The sequence below is a fragment of the Roseomonas sp. AR75 genome (assembly GCF_005222815.1).
In the GTDB taxonomy this organism is placed as follows: Bacteria; Pseudomonadota; Alphaproteobacteria; order Acetobacterales; family Acetobacteraceae; genus Falsiroseomonas.
Window position 1 is genome coordinate 980,725 of record NZ_STGB01000006.1, and the last position, 13,587, is coordinate 994,311.

The 13,587-nt window shown below is 70.4% G+C and carries 14 protein-coding genes; 10 read left to right on the forward strand and 4 right to left on the reverse strand.

The genetic code is table 11. The features are described 5' to 3' along the window. Position 1: 1 nt before the first annotated feature. Positions 2–1,567 (reverse strand): ABC transporter substrate-binding protein, encoded by a 1,566-nt coding sequence (locus E4T13_RS29145; RefSeq protein WP_137181840.1) that lies wholly within the window; start codon positions 1,565–1,567, stop codon positions 2–4. A gap of 157 nt (positions 1,568–1,724) precedes the next feature. On the opposite strand from E4T13_RS29145, the gene E4T13_RS29150 reads away from it, so the two are divergent. The 6 genes from E4T13_RS29150 to E4T13_RS29175 are packed head-to-tail and all read left to right on the forward strand — an operon-like array spanning position 1,725 to position 7,901. Beyond that, positions 1,725–3,314, forward strand: a complete 1,590-nt coding sequence (locus tag E4T13_RS29150) for an ABC transporter substrate-binding protein (RefSeq protein WP_137181841.1) — start codon at positions 1,725–1,727, stop codon at positions 3,312–3,314. A gap of 28 nt (positions 3,315–3,342) precedes the next feature. Then, entirely contained in the window at positions 3,343–4,317 is a 975-nt protein-coding gene (locus tag E4T13_RS29155; protein ID WP_137181842.1) for an ABC transporter permease, read from the forward strand. Then, positions 4,314–5,258 (forward strand): ABC transporter permease, encoded by a 945-nt coding sequence (locus E4T13_RS29160; RefSeq protein WP_137181843.1) that lies wholly within the window; start codon positions 4,314–4,316, stop codon positions 5,256–5,258. The genes E4T13_RS29155 and E4T13_RS29160 overlap by 4 nt, the downstream gene beginning before the upstream one ends. Before the next feature lie 5 nt (positions 5,259–5,263). Further along, positions 5,264–6,253 (forward strand): ABC transporter ATP-binding protein, encoded by a 990-nt coding sequence (locus tag E4T13_RS29165; protein WP_137181844.1) that lies wholly within the window; start codon positions 5,264–5,266, stop codon positions 6,251–6,253. Next, a complete protein-coding gene (locus tag E4T13_RS29170; RefSeq protein WP_137181845.1) occupies positions 6,250–7,296 on the forward strand; it encodes an ABC transporter ATP-binding protein in 1,047 nt (348 codons plus the stop codon). Before E4T13_RS29165 ends, E4T13_RS29170 begins: the two co-directional genes overlap by 4 nt. Further along, on the forward strand, positions 7,269–7,901 hold the full coding sequence (locus tag E4T13_RS29175; RefSeq protein ID WP_137181846.1) for a hypothetical protein: 633 nt from the start codon (positions 7,269–7,271) through the stop codon (positions 7,899–7,901). The genes E4T13_RS29170 and E4T13_RS29175 overlap by 28 nt, the downstream gene beginning before the upstream one ends. Before the next feature lie 21 nt (positions 7,902–7,922). On the opposite strand, the gene E4T13_RS29180 is transcribed toward E4T13_RS29175, so the two are convergent. Continuing rightward, a complete protein-coding gene (locus tag E4T13_RS29180) occupies positions 7,923–8,606 on the reverse strand; it encodes a hypothetical protein (protein WP_137181847.1) in 684 nt (227 codons plus the stop codon). A gap of 130 nt (positions 8,607–8,736) precedes the next feature. Between E4T13_RS29180 and E4T13_RS29185 the strand changes: the two genes are divergently transcribed. After that, complete coding sequence (locus E4T13_RS29185; RefSeq protein ID WP_137181848.1) at positions 8,737–8,940, forward strand: hypothetical protein; 204 nt, start codon at positions 8,737–8,739, stop codon at positions 8,938–8,940. A 70-nt stretch (positions 8,941–9,010) separates the two neighbouring features. Continuing rightward, on the forward strand, positions 9,011–9,415 hold the full coding sequence (locus E4T13_RS29190) for a VOC family protein (RefSeq protein ID WP_137181849.1): 405 nt from the start codon (positions 9,011–9,013) through the stop codon (positions 9,413–9,415). Between the two features lie 13 nt (positions 9,416–9,428). Here E4T13_RS29190 and E4T13_RS29195 read toward each other — a convergent pair whose 3' ends face one another. Together E4T13_RS29195 and E4T13_RS29200 are read right to left on the reverse strand one after the other, a co-directional pair. Continuing rightward, positions 9,429–10,763, reverse strand: coding sequence for an ATP-binding protein (locus E4T13_RS29195; protein ID WP_306768510.1), 1,335 nt, complete (start codon positions 10,761–10,763; stop codon positions 9,429–9,431). Between the two features lie 6 nt (positions 10,764–10,769). Further along, positions 10,770–11,501, reverse strand: coding sequence for a response regulator (locus tag E4T13_RS29200; protein ID WP_137181851.1), 732 nt, complete (start codon positions 11,499–11,501; stop codon positions 10,770–10,772). Positions 11,502–11,745: 244 nt separating this feature from the next. Here E4T13_RS29200 and E4T13_RS29205 point away from each other — a divergent pair, with 244 nt between their 5' ends. Both E4T13_RS29205 and E4T13_RS29210 read left to right on the forward strand, forming a co-directional pair. After that, positions 11,746–12,417 (forward strand): DNA-3-methyladenine glycosylase, encoded by a 672-nt coding sequence (locus E4T13_RS29205; protein WP_137181852.1) that lies wholly within the window; start codon positions 11,746–11,748, stop codon positions 12,415–12,417. Continuing rightward, on the forward strand, positions 12,414–13,580 hold the full coding sequence (locus E4T13_RS29210; RefSeq protein WP_137181853.1) for an aminotransferase: 1,167 nt from the start codon (positions 12,414–12,416) through the stop codon (positions 13,578–13,580). Before E4T13_RS29205 ends, E4T13_RS29210 begins: the two co-directional genes overlap by 4 nt. Positions 13,581–13,587 lie beyond the last annotated feature (7 nt).

Below are 13,587 nucleotides of genomic sequence, written 5' to 3' on the forward strand. Positions count from 1 at the left end.
CCTACTGCGCCGGCCGCACGCCCATGGCGAGCGTCCGCTCGTCCATCCGCGGCTCATGCGACAGGGTGCGTTTCAGCGCCCAGACATTGGTCAGATGCACCAGGGGGAACATCGGGACCTGCTGCGCCGAGAAGCGGACCAGCGCGAAGATCGCCTGCTCGCGCCGCTCCTCGTCCATGATCGTCTCCGCCTGCTGCAGCAGCGCATCGAACTCCGCCGAGGAATAGCGGCGATGATTGGCCGATCCGGTTCGCCGCTGCCGGTCGAAGGTGGCGAGCACGCTCTTCGCGAAGGAAAGTCCCTCGCCCGTGGTACTGCCCCAGCTGCCAAGCGACATCGAGAATTCCTGCCGCGCAGCCCGACCGGAATAGCTGGACCAGGGCAGCGCCTCGACCGCGGTCTGCACGCCGATGCGGCTCCACATCTGCGCCACGGCCTGCGACAGGCGCGCGTCGTTAGGGAAGCGGTCGTTCATCGTATGCAGCGTCATGCGGAAGCCGTTTGGGAAGCCCGCCTCGGCCAGCAGGCGCTTCGCGCCCTCCGGGTCATAGGCGGGCGGGCGGGTCTGCGGATCGTGCGAATAGGCGCCCTGCGGAAGCCACTGCGCCGCGGGGGCCGCAAGCCCGTCCATGGCGCGCTCCGCGAGCGCGTCGCGGTTGATCGCCATGTTCAGCGCGCGCCGCACGCGCACATCCAGGAACGGGTTCGCGGCCAGAGGACGCCCTTCATTGTCGGTAACGAAGGGCAGCGGTCCGGGGCGTGAGTAGTCCGGCCCGAGATGCGCGAGGCGGAGAGACTGGATCTCACTGATCGTGACGCGCCGGTCGCGCCGCAGCCGCGGCAGGTCCGCCGGCGCCACCTGGTCGATCAGGTCCACATCGCCCGCCAGCAGCGCGGCCGTGCGGGCCGGATCTGTGGCGATGAAGCGGTAGGAGACGCGCTGCCAGGGCTGCGCGCCGCCCCAGTACTGGTCGTTGCGCGCCAGCTCCGTCCGGTCGCCCATCCGGTGGTTCGCCACACGGTAGGGGCCGGTGCCGATCGCCGCACGGCCTGCGTTGTAGTCCTCCGTCGTCGCGCCGTCGCCGACGTGGCGGGAGACGATGAAGACGCTGGCGAGTTCGGGCAGCAGCACCGGGTTCGGCCAGTGCGTGACGATGCGAAGCGTGTAGGGATCGGGCGCGCTGGCGGATTTCACGCTGCGCAGCGTGGCGCCGAAGCCGCCGGGGCTGTTCGGCACGTTCGGCGCGCGCTGCAGGGTGAACAGCACATCGTCCGCGGTGAAGGGCTTGCCGTCGTGCCAGGTCACGTCCCGGCGCAGCTTGAACTCCCATTCGGTGTCGGAGACGACGCGCCAGCTCTCCGCCAGGTCGGGGCGGATGCGCGCCTGCGCGTCGCGATCCACCAGACGTCCGAAGATGTGTTCCGCAATCGCATTGTTCGGCGCGGCGTTGAAGAAATGCGGATCGAGCGAGGTGATTGAGCCGCCGGTCGCGATGGTCAGGTTCTGCCCCGTTGCCGGGGCGGCGAGGCAGGCGGTCAGCGCGACGGCCAGGCGCAAGGCGTTCATCCGGTTTCCCTCTCCGCGGCCCGCCATGCTAACGGGCAGCCCCATGGGCCGGTCAAGCGCCGGGGCGGGCGGGCGGCAAACTAGCTTCGGCCTCGGCCTGCTGCTACAGAAGCGGGACGGGGAGTTCCGGGACAAAAGGGAGAGGACCTTGGGCAAGATGGTTCGCGCGGCTGGCATCGCCGCGATTTCGGCATGGGCGCTGGCTTCCGGCGGGGCAGTCGCGCAGACGCCGACCACATTGACCATGGGCGTCGGCTCGCCCGTCACCTCGCTCGACCCGCACTACCACCAGTTGTCGCCGAACAACGCCGTGTCGGACATGATCTTCTCCAAGCTCGTCGAGACCGACGAGAAGGCTCGGAACGTGCCCGGCCTTGCCACCGAATGGCGTTCCGTCAGCCCGACCGTGTGGGAATTCAAGCTTCGGCCGAATGTCCGCTTCCACAATGGCAGCGCCTTCACCGCGGAAGACGTGGTCTTCACGCTGCAGCGCCTGCCGAACGTGCCGAACTCGCCCTCCTCCTTCGCGGCCTATTCGCGGCCGATCGTGCGGATGGAGATCGTGGATCCGCTGACGATCCGCTTCCACACGGCGAACCCCTATCCGCTGCTGCCGCTCGACATGACGAATGTGCGCATCCTGGATGCGCAGACCCATGCGAATGCGACGACCGAGGGCTTCAACTCCGGCCAGCTCGCGATCGGCACCGGCCCCTTCCGCGTCGTGCAGCACCGCAGCGGCGACCGCATCGAGTTCGAGCGGAACAACGAGTATTTCGAGGGCGTTTCCCCCTTCGAGCGCGTCAGCTACCGGATGGTGACGAATGACGCCGCGCGCACCGCGGCGCTGCTGGCCGGCGACCTCGACTTCATCGACCAGGTGCCGACCACCGACCTGGCGCGCCTACGCAACGACCAGCGGCTGAACATCAGCGAGACAGTCGGCCTCAGGCTGATCTTCCTCGGCCTCGATCACCTGCGCGCGGCGAACGAGAACAGCCCGCTCATCACGGACAATGACGGCCGGCCGCTCGGCCGCAACCCGTTGAAGGACGTGCGGGTGCGCCGGGCGCTGTCCATGGCGATCGACCGCAACGCGATCACCAGCCGTCTGATGGAAGGCGCAGCGACGCCGGCCGGGCAGTTCCTGCCGCCGGGCACCTTCAGCCATGTGCCGGACGTGCAGGCGCCGGCCTACGATCCCGATGCTGCGCGCCGCCTGCTGACCGAGGCCGGCTATCCCAATGGCTTCCGCATCCAGCTCAACAGCCCGAACGACCGCTACATCAACGATGCGCGCATCGCGCAGGCTGTCGGCCAGATGTGGACGCGCGTCGGCGTGCGTACCGGCGTGGAGGCGCAGACCTGGGCGACCTTCGTCGGCCGCGCCGGCCGGCAGGAATACTCGGCCTTCCTGATCGGCTGGGGCTCCAACCCGGATGGCAGCCATCCGATGCGCAACATCATCGGCACGGTCAGCCGCGAGAAGGGCTGGGGCGCGTCCAACCGTGGCCGCTACTCCAACCCCGAGCTCGACGCGCTGCTGGACCAGGCGCTGATCGAGCTGGACGAGAAGAAGCGCGAGGAGTTGCTCATCCGCATCCAGCGGATGGCTGCCGAGGACGTCGCGGTGATCCCGCTGCACATCCAGACCAACATCTGGGCGATGCGGCGCGGCCTGACGCATCTGGCGCGCGTGGACGAGCTGACGCGGGCGCAGGACGTCCGCCCGGCAACGATGCGCTGACTCGCATCGCGGCCAGGGTGCGCCAGGAATGAGCGTCTATCTCCTCAGGCGGCTGATCCAGGCGGTCGGCGTCGTCTTCGCGATGTCGATCATCGTCTTCATCGGGGTCTACGCCATCGGCGACCCCGTTGAGATCCTGATCAGCCCCGACGCTGACCAGATCGAGCGCGAGCGCGCCATCAAGGCGCTCGGGCTCGACCTGCCGCTCTGGCAGCAATACCTGGTCTTCCTGGGCAATGCGCTGCGCGGCGACCTCGGCCGCAGCTTCGTCTTCAACGAACCGGCGCTGCAGCTGATCCTGCAGCGCATGCCGGCGACGCTGGAACTCGCCATCGCCGCCACCTTCGGCGCGGTGCTGATCGGCCTTCCGCTCGGCCTCTATGCCGGCCTGCGGCCCAACAGCATGGGCGCCAAGACGATCATGGCCGGCTCGATCCTCGGCTTCTCGCTGCCGAGCTTCTGGGTCGGGCTGATGCTGATCATGGTTTTCGCCGTGCAACTCGGCTGGTTGCCCTCCACGGGCCGGGGAGAGACGGTGGAGGTGTTGGGCATGCGCTGGTCCTTCCTCACGCTGGACGGGCTTGCGCATCTGGCGATGCCCGCCTTCAACCTCGCGCTGTTCAAGATCAGCCTGGTGATCCGCCTGACGCGCGCGGGCGTGCGCGAGACGATGCTGATGGACTATGTGAAGTTCGCGCGCGCCAAGGGCCTCAGCCCCTTCCGCGTCACCTTCGTGCACGTCTTCAAGAACATCCTGATCCCGGTCGTCACGGTGACCGGGCTGGAGTTCGGCTCCACCATCGCCTTCAGCGTGGTGACCGAAAGCATCTTCGCCTGGCCCGGCATGGGCAAGCTGATCATCGACAGCATCAACGTGCTCGACCGGCCGGTGATCGTCGCCTACCTCATGATCATCGTGCTGATGTTCATCACCATCAATCTGGTGGTGGACCTCACCTATTCGCTGCTCGATCCGCGCGTCCGGCTGGAGAGCAAGGCATGAGCGAATCCGCCGCCGACCGCGACCTGCTCGCGCGCGACCTGCCGATCGCCACCGCGCCCGCCGCGGCGGAGACTCCGTTCCGCCGCTTCGTCTCGGAATTCTTCGAGAGCAAGCTGGCGGTGCTAGGCCTCGCCGTGTTCACCGTGATCGCCCTGGTGGCGATCCTGGCGCCCTGGATCGCGCCGCAGAACCCCTACGACCTCGCGGTGCTGGACATCATGGACGGGCGACTGGAGCCCGGGGCGCGCAACGGCGACAACACCATGACGTACTGGCTCGGCACCGACGACCAGGGCCGCGACATGCTCTCGGCCATCATGTACGGCCTGCGCATCTCGCTCTCGGTCGGCGCCGGCTCCGCGCTGATCGCGGCGATGGTCGGCGCCTCGCTCGGCCTGCTCGCCGCCTATGCCGGCGGGCGGACGGACAGCGCGATCATGCGGCTGGTGGACCTGCAGCTCTCCTTCCCGGCGATCCTCGTCGCGCTGATGATCCTCGCCTTCCTCGGCAAGTCGGTGATGAACGTGGTCATCGCGATCGTCGTGGTGGAGTGGGCCTATTACGCCCGGACCGTGCGCGGCACCGCGCTGGTCGAGCGCCGGCGCGAATACATCGAGGCCGCGCAATGCCTGGCGCTGCCGACGCACCGTATCCTGTTCCGCCACCTGCTGCCGAACTGCCTGCCGCCGCTGATCGTCATCGGCACGATGCAGGTCGCACGCGCCATTGCGCTGGAAGCGACGCTCTCCTTCCTCGGCCTCGGCGTGCCGATCACGGAGCCGTCGCTCGGCCTGCTGATCGCGAACGGCTACGAATACATGCTCAGCGGGAAATACTGGATCAGCTTCTATCCCGGCATCGCGCTGCTGATCACCATCGTCAGCATCAACCTCGTCGGCGACCACCTGCGCGACGTCCTGAATCCCAGGCTCAAGAAGTAGCGCGCGTGACCGACACCCCTACCCTCGAGGTCCGCAACCTCCGCACGCACTTCTTCACCCGTGCCGGCGTGGTGAAGGCGGTGGACGACGTGTCCTTCTCCGTTCCGCGCGGCAAGGTCCTGGGCCTCGTCGGCGAATCCGGCTCGGGCAAGTCCGTCACCGGCTTCTCCATCATGGGCCTGGTGGACCCGCCCGGCCGTGTCGTGGACGGGCAGATCCTGTTCAAGGGCCAGGATCTCGCGAAGCTTTCCGACGAGGAGATGCGCAAGCTCCGCGGCAACCGCATCGCGATGATCTTCCAGGACCCGATGATGACGCTCAATCCGGTCCTGCGCGTCGACACCCAGATGATCGAGACGGTGCTCGCGCATGAGAAGGTGAGCGAGGAGGAAGCCCGCAGCCGCTCCCGCGACGCGCTCGGCATGGTCGGCATCCCCTCCCCGGATGAGCGGCTGAAATCCTACCCGCACCAGTTCTCCGGCGGCATGCGCCAGCGCGTGGCCATCGCCATCGCGCTGCTGCATCGCCCCGACCTGATCGTGGCGGATGAGCCGACCACCGCTCTCGACGTCACCATCCAGGGCCAGATCCTGGCGGAGGTGCAGAAGCTCGCGGCGACCACCGGCACCTCGCTGATCTGGATCACGCACGACCTCTCGGTGGTCGCCGGCCTCGCCGACGACATCGCCGTGATGTACGCCGGCAAGATCGTCGAGGGCGGCGACGTGGGGGAGGTGCTGGACCACCCGCTGCATCCCTACACCCACGGGCTGATCGGCAGCGTGCCCAGCCGCAACCGCCGTGGCGAGCCGCTGCGCCAGATCCCCGGCATGACGCCCTCGCTGCTCTCGCTGCGCCCCGGCTGCGCCTTCCGCGCGCGCTGCCCGCGCGCGCAGGAGGATTGCGCCGTCATGCCGGACCTGCACGCCTGGCTGCCGGAACGGCTTGCGCGCTGCCATCACCCGCATCTCGAACCCCGGGAAGAAGCGGCATGAGCGCCAGCCTCGCCGAACACGCCCCGCGCACCTTCTCCGACACCGAGACGCCGATGGTGGAGCTGCGCGGCGTCAGCCGCCGCTTCTCCAAGAAGCTCGACATCGCGGCGAAGCTCGCCCGCAAGCTCGGCGCCGACGTGAAGGAGGAAGTGGTCCACGCCGTCGACAAGGTCGATCTGCGCGTCCGCAAGGGCGAGGTGGTCGGCCTCGTCGGCGAATCCGGCTGCGGCAAGTCCACGCTCGGCCGCATCGTCGCGGGCATCCTGCCGCAATCCGATGGCGAGGTGTTCTGGAAGGGTGATCCCGTCGGCGGTCTTCAGGGCGAGGCGGCGCGCCAGGCCAAGCTGCAGCGCCAGATGATCTTCCAGGATCCGTACGCGTCTCTCAACCCGCGCATGCGCGTCGCCGACATCGTGGGCGAGGCACCGAAGGTGCACGGCCTGATCAAGCGCGGCGGCTTCGACGACTATGTGGACGAGCAGATGCGTCGCGCCGGGCTCGATCCGATCTTCAAGCGGCGCTACCCGCACCAGTTCTCCGGCGGCCAGCGCCAGCGCATCGGCATCGCGCGCGCCCTTGCCGTGCAGCCGGAATTCATCGTCTGCGACGAGGCGGTGGCCGCGCTCGACGTGTCGATCCAGGCGCAGATCCTGAACCTCTTCATGCGGCTGCGGCGCGAGCTGGACCTCACCTACCTGTTCATCAGCCACGATCTCGGCGTGGTGGAGCATCTCTCCGACCGCGTGGTGATCATGTATCTCGGCCGCGTGGTGGAGGAGGCGCCGACCGAGCGTGTCTTCCGCCATCCGAACCATCCCTACACGCGCTCCCTGCTGGACAGCGTGCCGCGGATCGAGAACCGCAAGCGCGCCTTCGCTGTGGTGAAGGGCGAGATTCCCTCGCCGCTGAACCCGCCGCCCGGCTGCCACTTCCACCCGCGCTGCCCGCTGGCCTTCGACCGCTGCAAGGCGGAGGTGCCGGTGCTGCGCGAGGTCGCTCCGGGCCATCGCAGCGCGTGCCACCTGAACGATCGGGCCGCCTGAGCAGCCTCGCCGTACCGCCCTATCGGGCGCAGTGGGAATCCGCCGATCTCGTCGCGGAGTTCCTGGCCGGCCGTGATCGCGCCACAGATCCGCTGTGGCCGCGATCGGGCGCGGCGGACGCGGCGGAATACGCGCTCTGGGCCGATCACCTCTGTGGCTGCGCCTGCCTGCAGATGGTGCTCGGCGCCCGAGGCAGGGCGATGCCGCCGATCCATGAGGTCCGCCGTGCCGCGCAGGAATCGGGCGGCTATGTCGTGGGGCCGGATGGCGCCATCCGCGGCCTGATCTATGCCGGCGCCGTCGCCTGGCTGCAGGCGCAGGGCATCGCGGCGCGCGTCGTTCTGGACCTGCCCGAGAACGGGATCGCGCCGTTGCTGTCGGCGGGCGGCCTGTTCATCGCCTCGGTGCATGGCGCGATCCGCTGGCCGGAGCGCGAGCCGCCGCGGCGCGGAGGCCACCTCGTCCTGGTCTTCGGCGTCGACACGGCCGGGCGGCTACGCTTCCACAACCCCTCCGGCGACACAGCGGAAACGCGCGCGGATGCGCGGCTGCTGCCTGAACGATTCGGCCGATTCTTCGCGGGGCGCGGCATCCACATCGCCTGACCGGGCAGGCGGGCCCGGCCGTCAGGTGGATTTCGTTTCCGGTCCGCGCCCACGGCCGCGGCCGGGCGGATCGGTGGGATCGTTGTCGCTCGGTCCGGCCGGTGCGCGATTCCCGCCGCGGCCACGGCCGGGCGGATCGGTGGGGTCATTGTCGCTGGTGCCGCCTTGCTGCGGCGCGCGGTTCCCGCCACGGCCCTGCCCAGGCGGATCGGTGGGATCGTTGTCGCTGGCGCCGCCCTGCTGCGGTGCGCGGTTGCCACCGCGGCCCTGGCCGGGGGGATCGGATGGATCGTTGTCGCTGACGCCGCCCCGCTGCGGCGCGCGGTTGCCACCGCGGCCCTGTCCCGGAGGATCGGAGGGATCGTTATCGCTGACGCCGCCCTGCTGTGGCCCGCGATTGCCGCCTCGGCCGTTGCCGGGCTCGTCGCTCGGGTCGTTGTCGGTCAGCCCCGTGCGCGCGCGGGGCTGCTGCGGCCGTTGCTGCGGCTGCGGCTGTTGCGGCTGTTGCGGCTGGGGGGTGCCGGTCTTTGCCTTGCGTGGCGGGGATGGAGCAGGGGCCGGCCCTTGCGTCGGCGCTCCGCCGCCGCCGGATTTCTGCCCCTGCGCCTGCGCGGCGCCGGGAAGTGCCGCGGCACCGCCGAGCGCCGCAAGGCGCAGGACAAGGAGGCGGCGCCGAAGCGGCGATCGGATCGGGTCGTCGGCCATGCGTGTCTCCTCCGGCCGCCATGTTCTTGCGTGCGGGGCCGGCCGTCCAGAGTGAAAGCCTCGGTGGGCGGAAAGCGCACCGTCGCAGAAGCCTCTTGCATCAATGTTCGCTTTTTGTTCTTATCCTCGCATGAGACAGCCCCTGACCGCCGGCGGCCCGTCCGAGGCCGCGGAGATCCCCCTGGACCTGCGCATTCCCGCGCCGCCGAACTTCCGCTGGATCCCGGCGCGATCCGCCGCGCCCTGGTGGCGCGATGCGATGCGCTGGTCGCTGATCGGCCTTACCGCAAGCTGGGCCGCCGGCGAGGTCACGCTGCGCCTCGTCCTGCCTTGAAACGCGGCGCCAGGTTGCGCAACCGCGATCAAGCATGGCCGGGGCAGAAGAACGCAGGAGGAGCATCCGCATGACCGACCTGCCATCCGCGCTGAGCCATGTCTCGCTCGGCACCAATGATTTCGACCGCGCCGTGGCCTTCTACGACCGCGTCCTCGCCCCGCTCGGCATCCGGCGGCTGGAGGGGTTCCCGGGCGGTGCCGGCTGGGGCCGCCGCTGGCCCGAATTCTGGATCCAGCTGCCGATCGACGGGCAGCCGGCCACGCTCGGCAACGGCACGCATGTCGCCTTCTTCGCCGCGGATCGCGCGGAGGTCGCCGCCTTCCACCAGGCTGCTCTGCAAGCCGGCGGACGCTGCGAAGGCCCACCCGGCCCGCGGCCGCAGTATGGCGAGCCCTACTACGCTGCCTTCGTCCGCGATCCCGATGGCCACAAGATCGAGGCGATGGCCTGGGAGGCGCCGCTGCCGGAGTGACGCAATCGGCGGTTCACGCCGGCATCGTCGCCACCGCCACCAGCCCGCCCTCCGGCCGGTTGCGCAGCACCACGTCGCCGCCATGCGCGCGCAGGATGTTGCGCGCGATCGGCAGGCCGAGACCGGTGCCGCCGGTCTCCCGGTTGCGGCTGGTCTCCAGCCGGCGGAACGGCTGGAACACGCCTTCCAGCTCGTCTTCCGGCACGCCGGGCCCGTCATCGGCGATGGCGATGCGCAGTTGGCCGGGCGGTGCCGGCTCCAGCGCAAGCCGCGCCGCGCCGCCATAGGCGATCGCATTCCCCACGAGGTTGGCCAGGGCCCGCTTGAGCGCCACCGGCCGCGCCCGCACGGTCAGGTGTTCCGGCCCGGCATAGGCCACGTTGTCGGCGAGGTCCGGATTCGCATCCGCCGCCTCGTCCAGCACCGTCCGGCACAGCGCGGCGAGATCCACCGCGACCGAAGGCTCCGCTGCCGCATCGTCGCGGGCGAAGGCCAGCGTCGCCGCGATCATCCCCTCCATCTCCTCGAGGTCGGCAATGATCTTGCGGCGCTGCTCGTCGTCGTCGAGGAGTTCCGCGCGCAGCTTCAGCCGGGTGATCGGCGTCTTCAGGTCGTGGCCGATCGCCGCCACCATCTGCGTGCGGTCGCTGACGAAGCGGCGGATGCGCTGCGCCATGGTGTTGAAGGCATGCGCCGCGGTGGCGACCTCGGCCGGTCCGTTCTCCGGCAGCGGCGCGGCATTCACGTCCCGGCCGAGCCGGTCCGCCGCCGCCGCGAGGTCGCGCACCGGCTGGGTCAGCCGCCGCACCGCCCAGAGCGTCAGCGCCGCGGCGGCGAGCGTCATCACCACGAAGGCGGCCAGGAAGGTCTCGGAATGCCAGGGTCGCGGCGGCGGCATCTCGATGCGCAGGTTGAGCCAGCCATAGTCGGGGAAGCGCAGGCTTGCCAGCATGACGCCCGGCCGGCGCGCACCGGAGACGATCACCTCCCGCGGGCGCAGGCGAGGCGGCGCCGACATGACCGCGTCCACCCGCAGCAGCCGCACGATCGGCGGCGGCGGCGGCGGGTTGTCGAGCCGCGCAGCCGGCTCGTTGTCATAGGACGCGCGCAGGCCGGCGGGCAGGTCGAGGTCGCCCAGCACGGCGGAGCGCCGATCGGGCGGCGTCGCCAGCAGGGAGCGCCAGGCGGCGTAGCTGCGCTGGGTGACCTCCCGCGCCTGCTGGTAGCGCTGCAGGTCCACGCGATCCAGCGCGTGGATGGTCAGCCCCGCCGCCTGCACGAACACCAGGCCGAGCAGCAGGATGAAGGCGGTGCGCCCGGCGAGCGAACGCGGCAGCAGGCGCCGCACCACCCGTCAGCCCCGCTCGACCGAGGTGGCCAGCACATAGCCGCCGCCGCGCACCGTCTTGATGAGCTGCGGGTTGCGGCCATCATCCTCCAGCTTGCGCCGCAGCCGGCTGACAGCGACGTCGATGGCGCGGTCGAAGGGGCCGGCCTGGCGGCCGCGCAGCAGGTCCATCAGCATGTCGCGCGTCAGTACCCGGTTGGGGCGTTCCACCAGCGCGATCAGCAATTCGTATTCGCCGCCGGTCAGCGGCACCTCGACCCCCTGCGGGTTCACCAGGCGGCGGCGCGCCGGCTCCAGGATCCAGCCCGAGAAATGGATCTGCTTGGCCGGCGGCTCGCCGGTGGCGTTGCCGGTGGAGCTGTCGGAGGTGGCGCGCCTGAGCACCGCGCGGATCCGCGCCAGCAATTCGCGCGGATTGAAGGGCTTGGCGACGTAGTCGTCAGCGCCGAGTTCCAGTCCCACGATGCGGTCGGTCTCCTCGCCCATCGCCGTCAGCATCACCATCGGCACGTCGGACTGGCCGCGCAGCCAGCGCGCGAAGTCCAGGCCCGATTCGCCCGGCATCATCAGGTCCAGCACGACCAGGTGATAGCGGCCCAGCGGCCAGAGCTTCCGCGCCTCCCGCGCGTCGCGCGCGGCTGTGACGCGGAAGGACTGCTTTTCCAGGAACTTCGCCAGGAGATCCCGGATCTCGCGGTCGTCGTCCACGATCAGGATGTGCGGGTGGGTCGCTTCCATGCCTGTAACATAGCGCGGCGCAGGCCGTGCCGAAGGGCATTCCTGCGCGGCTTTGTTGCGATGGGTCACGCAGGGCCATCGCGCAACACGCTGTTGCACTTGCTCACCCATCCGCCCCTGTGGACGTTACGTTGGAACCCCATCCTATCCCCACGCGAGCCGACCCGGGCCGCGGCAGCCTGCAAAACGCCGCGGAACTACCCCCCTCCTGCCCCCGGGCGGCATCGTGATACTGGCGGCGGGGATGTACTCCCACCTGTCCCCGCCGCCCCCTTTCCCCCATCCCCCGGACTGGGCACGCGGCGCCGTCGCGGAGCTCGCGGCGCGGGACGTCATCTTCGCCGGCATCGAGGACCGGGCCGGGCCGCTGCCCTGGACGCTGCGCGAGCCCGGCTTCCCCGGCCTGCTGCGGGCGATCTGCGCCCAGCTTGTCTCGAACGAGGCCGCCTTGGCCATCTGGCGCCGGGTTTCCGCCCTGCCGGGCGCCACCACGCCGGCGGGGTTCCTGGCGCTGGCGCCCGAGCGCGTGGGCATCGAGGGCGGGCTGACGCGGCAGAAGGTGCGGCATGCGCGGGCGCTGGCGGAGGCGATCCTGGACGGCTCCCTGCCGCTGGAGCGGCTTCCGGCCATGACGGATGCCGAGGCGGTGGCGGCGCTCTGCCGCATCAAGGGCATCGGCCGCTGGACGGCGGAGGTGCATCTGCTGTTCTCGCACCAGCGGCCGGACGTGTTTCCGGTCGGCGACCTCGCCTTGCAGGCGGCGGCCGCGCATCTGCGCGGCCTGCCGGCCCGGCCCGATGCCCGGGCCATGGAAGCGATGGCGGCGGCCTGGGCGCCCTGGCGCTCGATCGCGGCCCGATTGCTCTGGCACCACTGGCTGCATCACACGAAACGCGCGACGCTGGATCCCGCATGATCCTGTCGCGCCGCATCCGGGCCACCGACGCCCCTCCCATTCCCGCAGCCCGCGCCTGGGCCGCGCGCTACGACGGCCGCGCCGGCCCGGCGTTGGATCTGACCCAGGCCGTCCCGGGCTACCCGCCGCCGCCGGCGCTGCTGGCGAAGCTGGCTGAAGCGGCGGGAAGCGCCGCCTCGGCCGGCTACGGCCCGATCGCCGGCGATGCGGCGTTGCGGGAGGCGCTGGCCGCGGATGCCTCGGCCTTCTACCGCGCCGCGATCCCGGCCTCCGCCGTCGCGATCACCGCCGGCTGCAACCTCGCCTTCGCCATGGCGATGCAGGTGCTGGCGGCGGAGGGCGAGGCGGTGCTGGTGCCGACGCCGTGGTATTTCAACCACCACATGGCGCTGACCATGCAGGGCGTGCGCACCATCCCCGTGCCGACGCGGCCCGAGGACGGCTTCGTGCCCGATCCCGCGCGCATCGCCGCGCTGCTTGCAGAGCACAAGCCGCGTGCGGTGGTGCTGGTGACGCCGAACAACCCCACCGGCGCGATCTACCCGGAAGCGGTGATCGAGCAGGTCGCGGCCGCGTGCCGGACGCACGGCGCCCTGCTGGTGCTGGACGAGACCTACCGCGACTTCCTGCCGGAAGACCGGATCCCGCCGCATCGGCTGTTCATGGACGCTGACTGGGGCGAGGGGCTGCTGCACCTCTATTCCTTCTCGAAGGCCTATTGCGTGCCCGGCCACCGCGTCGGCGCCGTGATTGCCGGGCCGGCGGTGATGACCGAACTGGAGAAGGCCTTCGACACTTTCCAGATCTGCCCCCCACGCCCGCCCCAGGCGGCGCTGGCCTGGGCGATCCCGACGCTGGCGGAATGGCGCGACGGCAACCGCGCGCTGATGGCCGCCCGCGCGGCCTTCTTCCGCCAGGCCGTGTCGCAGCTTCCGGGCTGGCGGCTCGATGCCATCGGCACCTATTTCGCCTTCCTCCGCCTGCCCGAATCCGCGCCCGACGCCATGCGCGCGGCCGAGATCCTGGCGGCGGAGCAGGGGCTGATGACGCTGCCCGGCCCTTTCTTCGGGCCCGGCCAGGATCGCCATCTGCGGCTGGCCTTCGCCAATGCCGAGGAGCCCGTGCTGGCGCAGGTGCCGGCGCGGCTTGGCGCCTTCACCTGAGGAGATG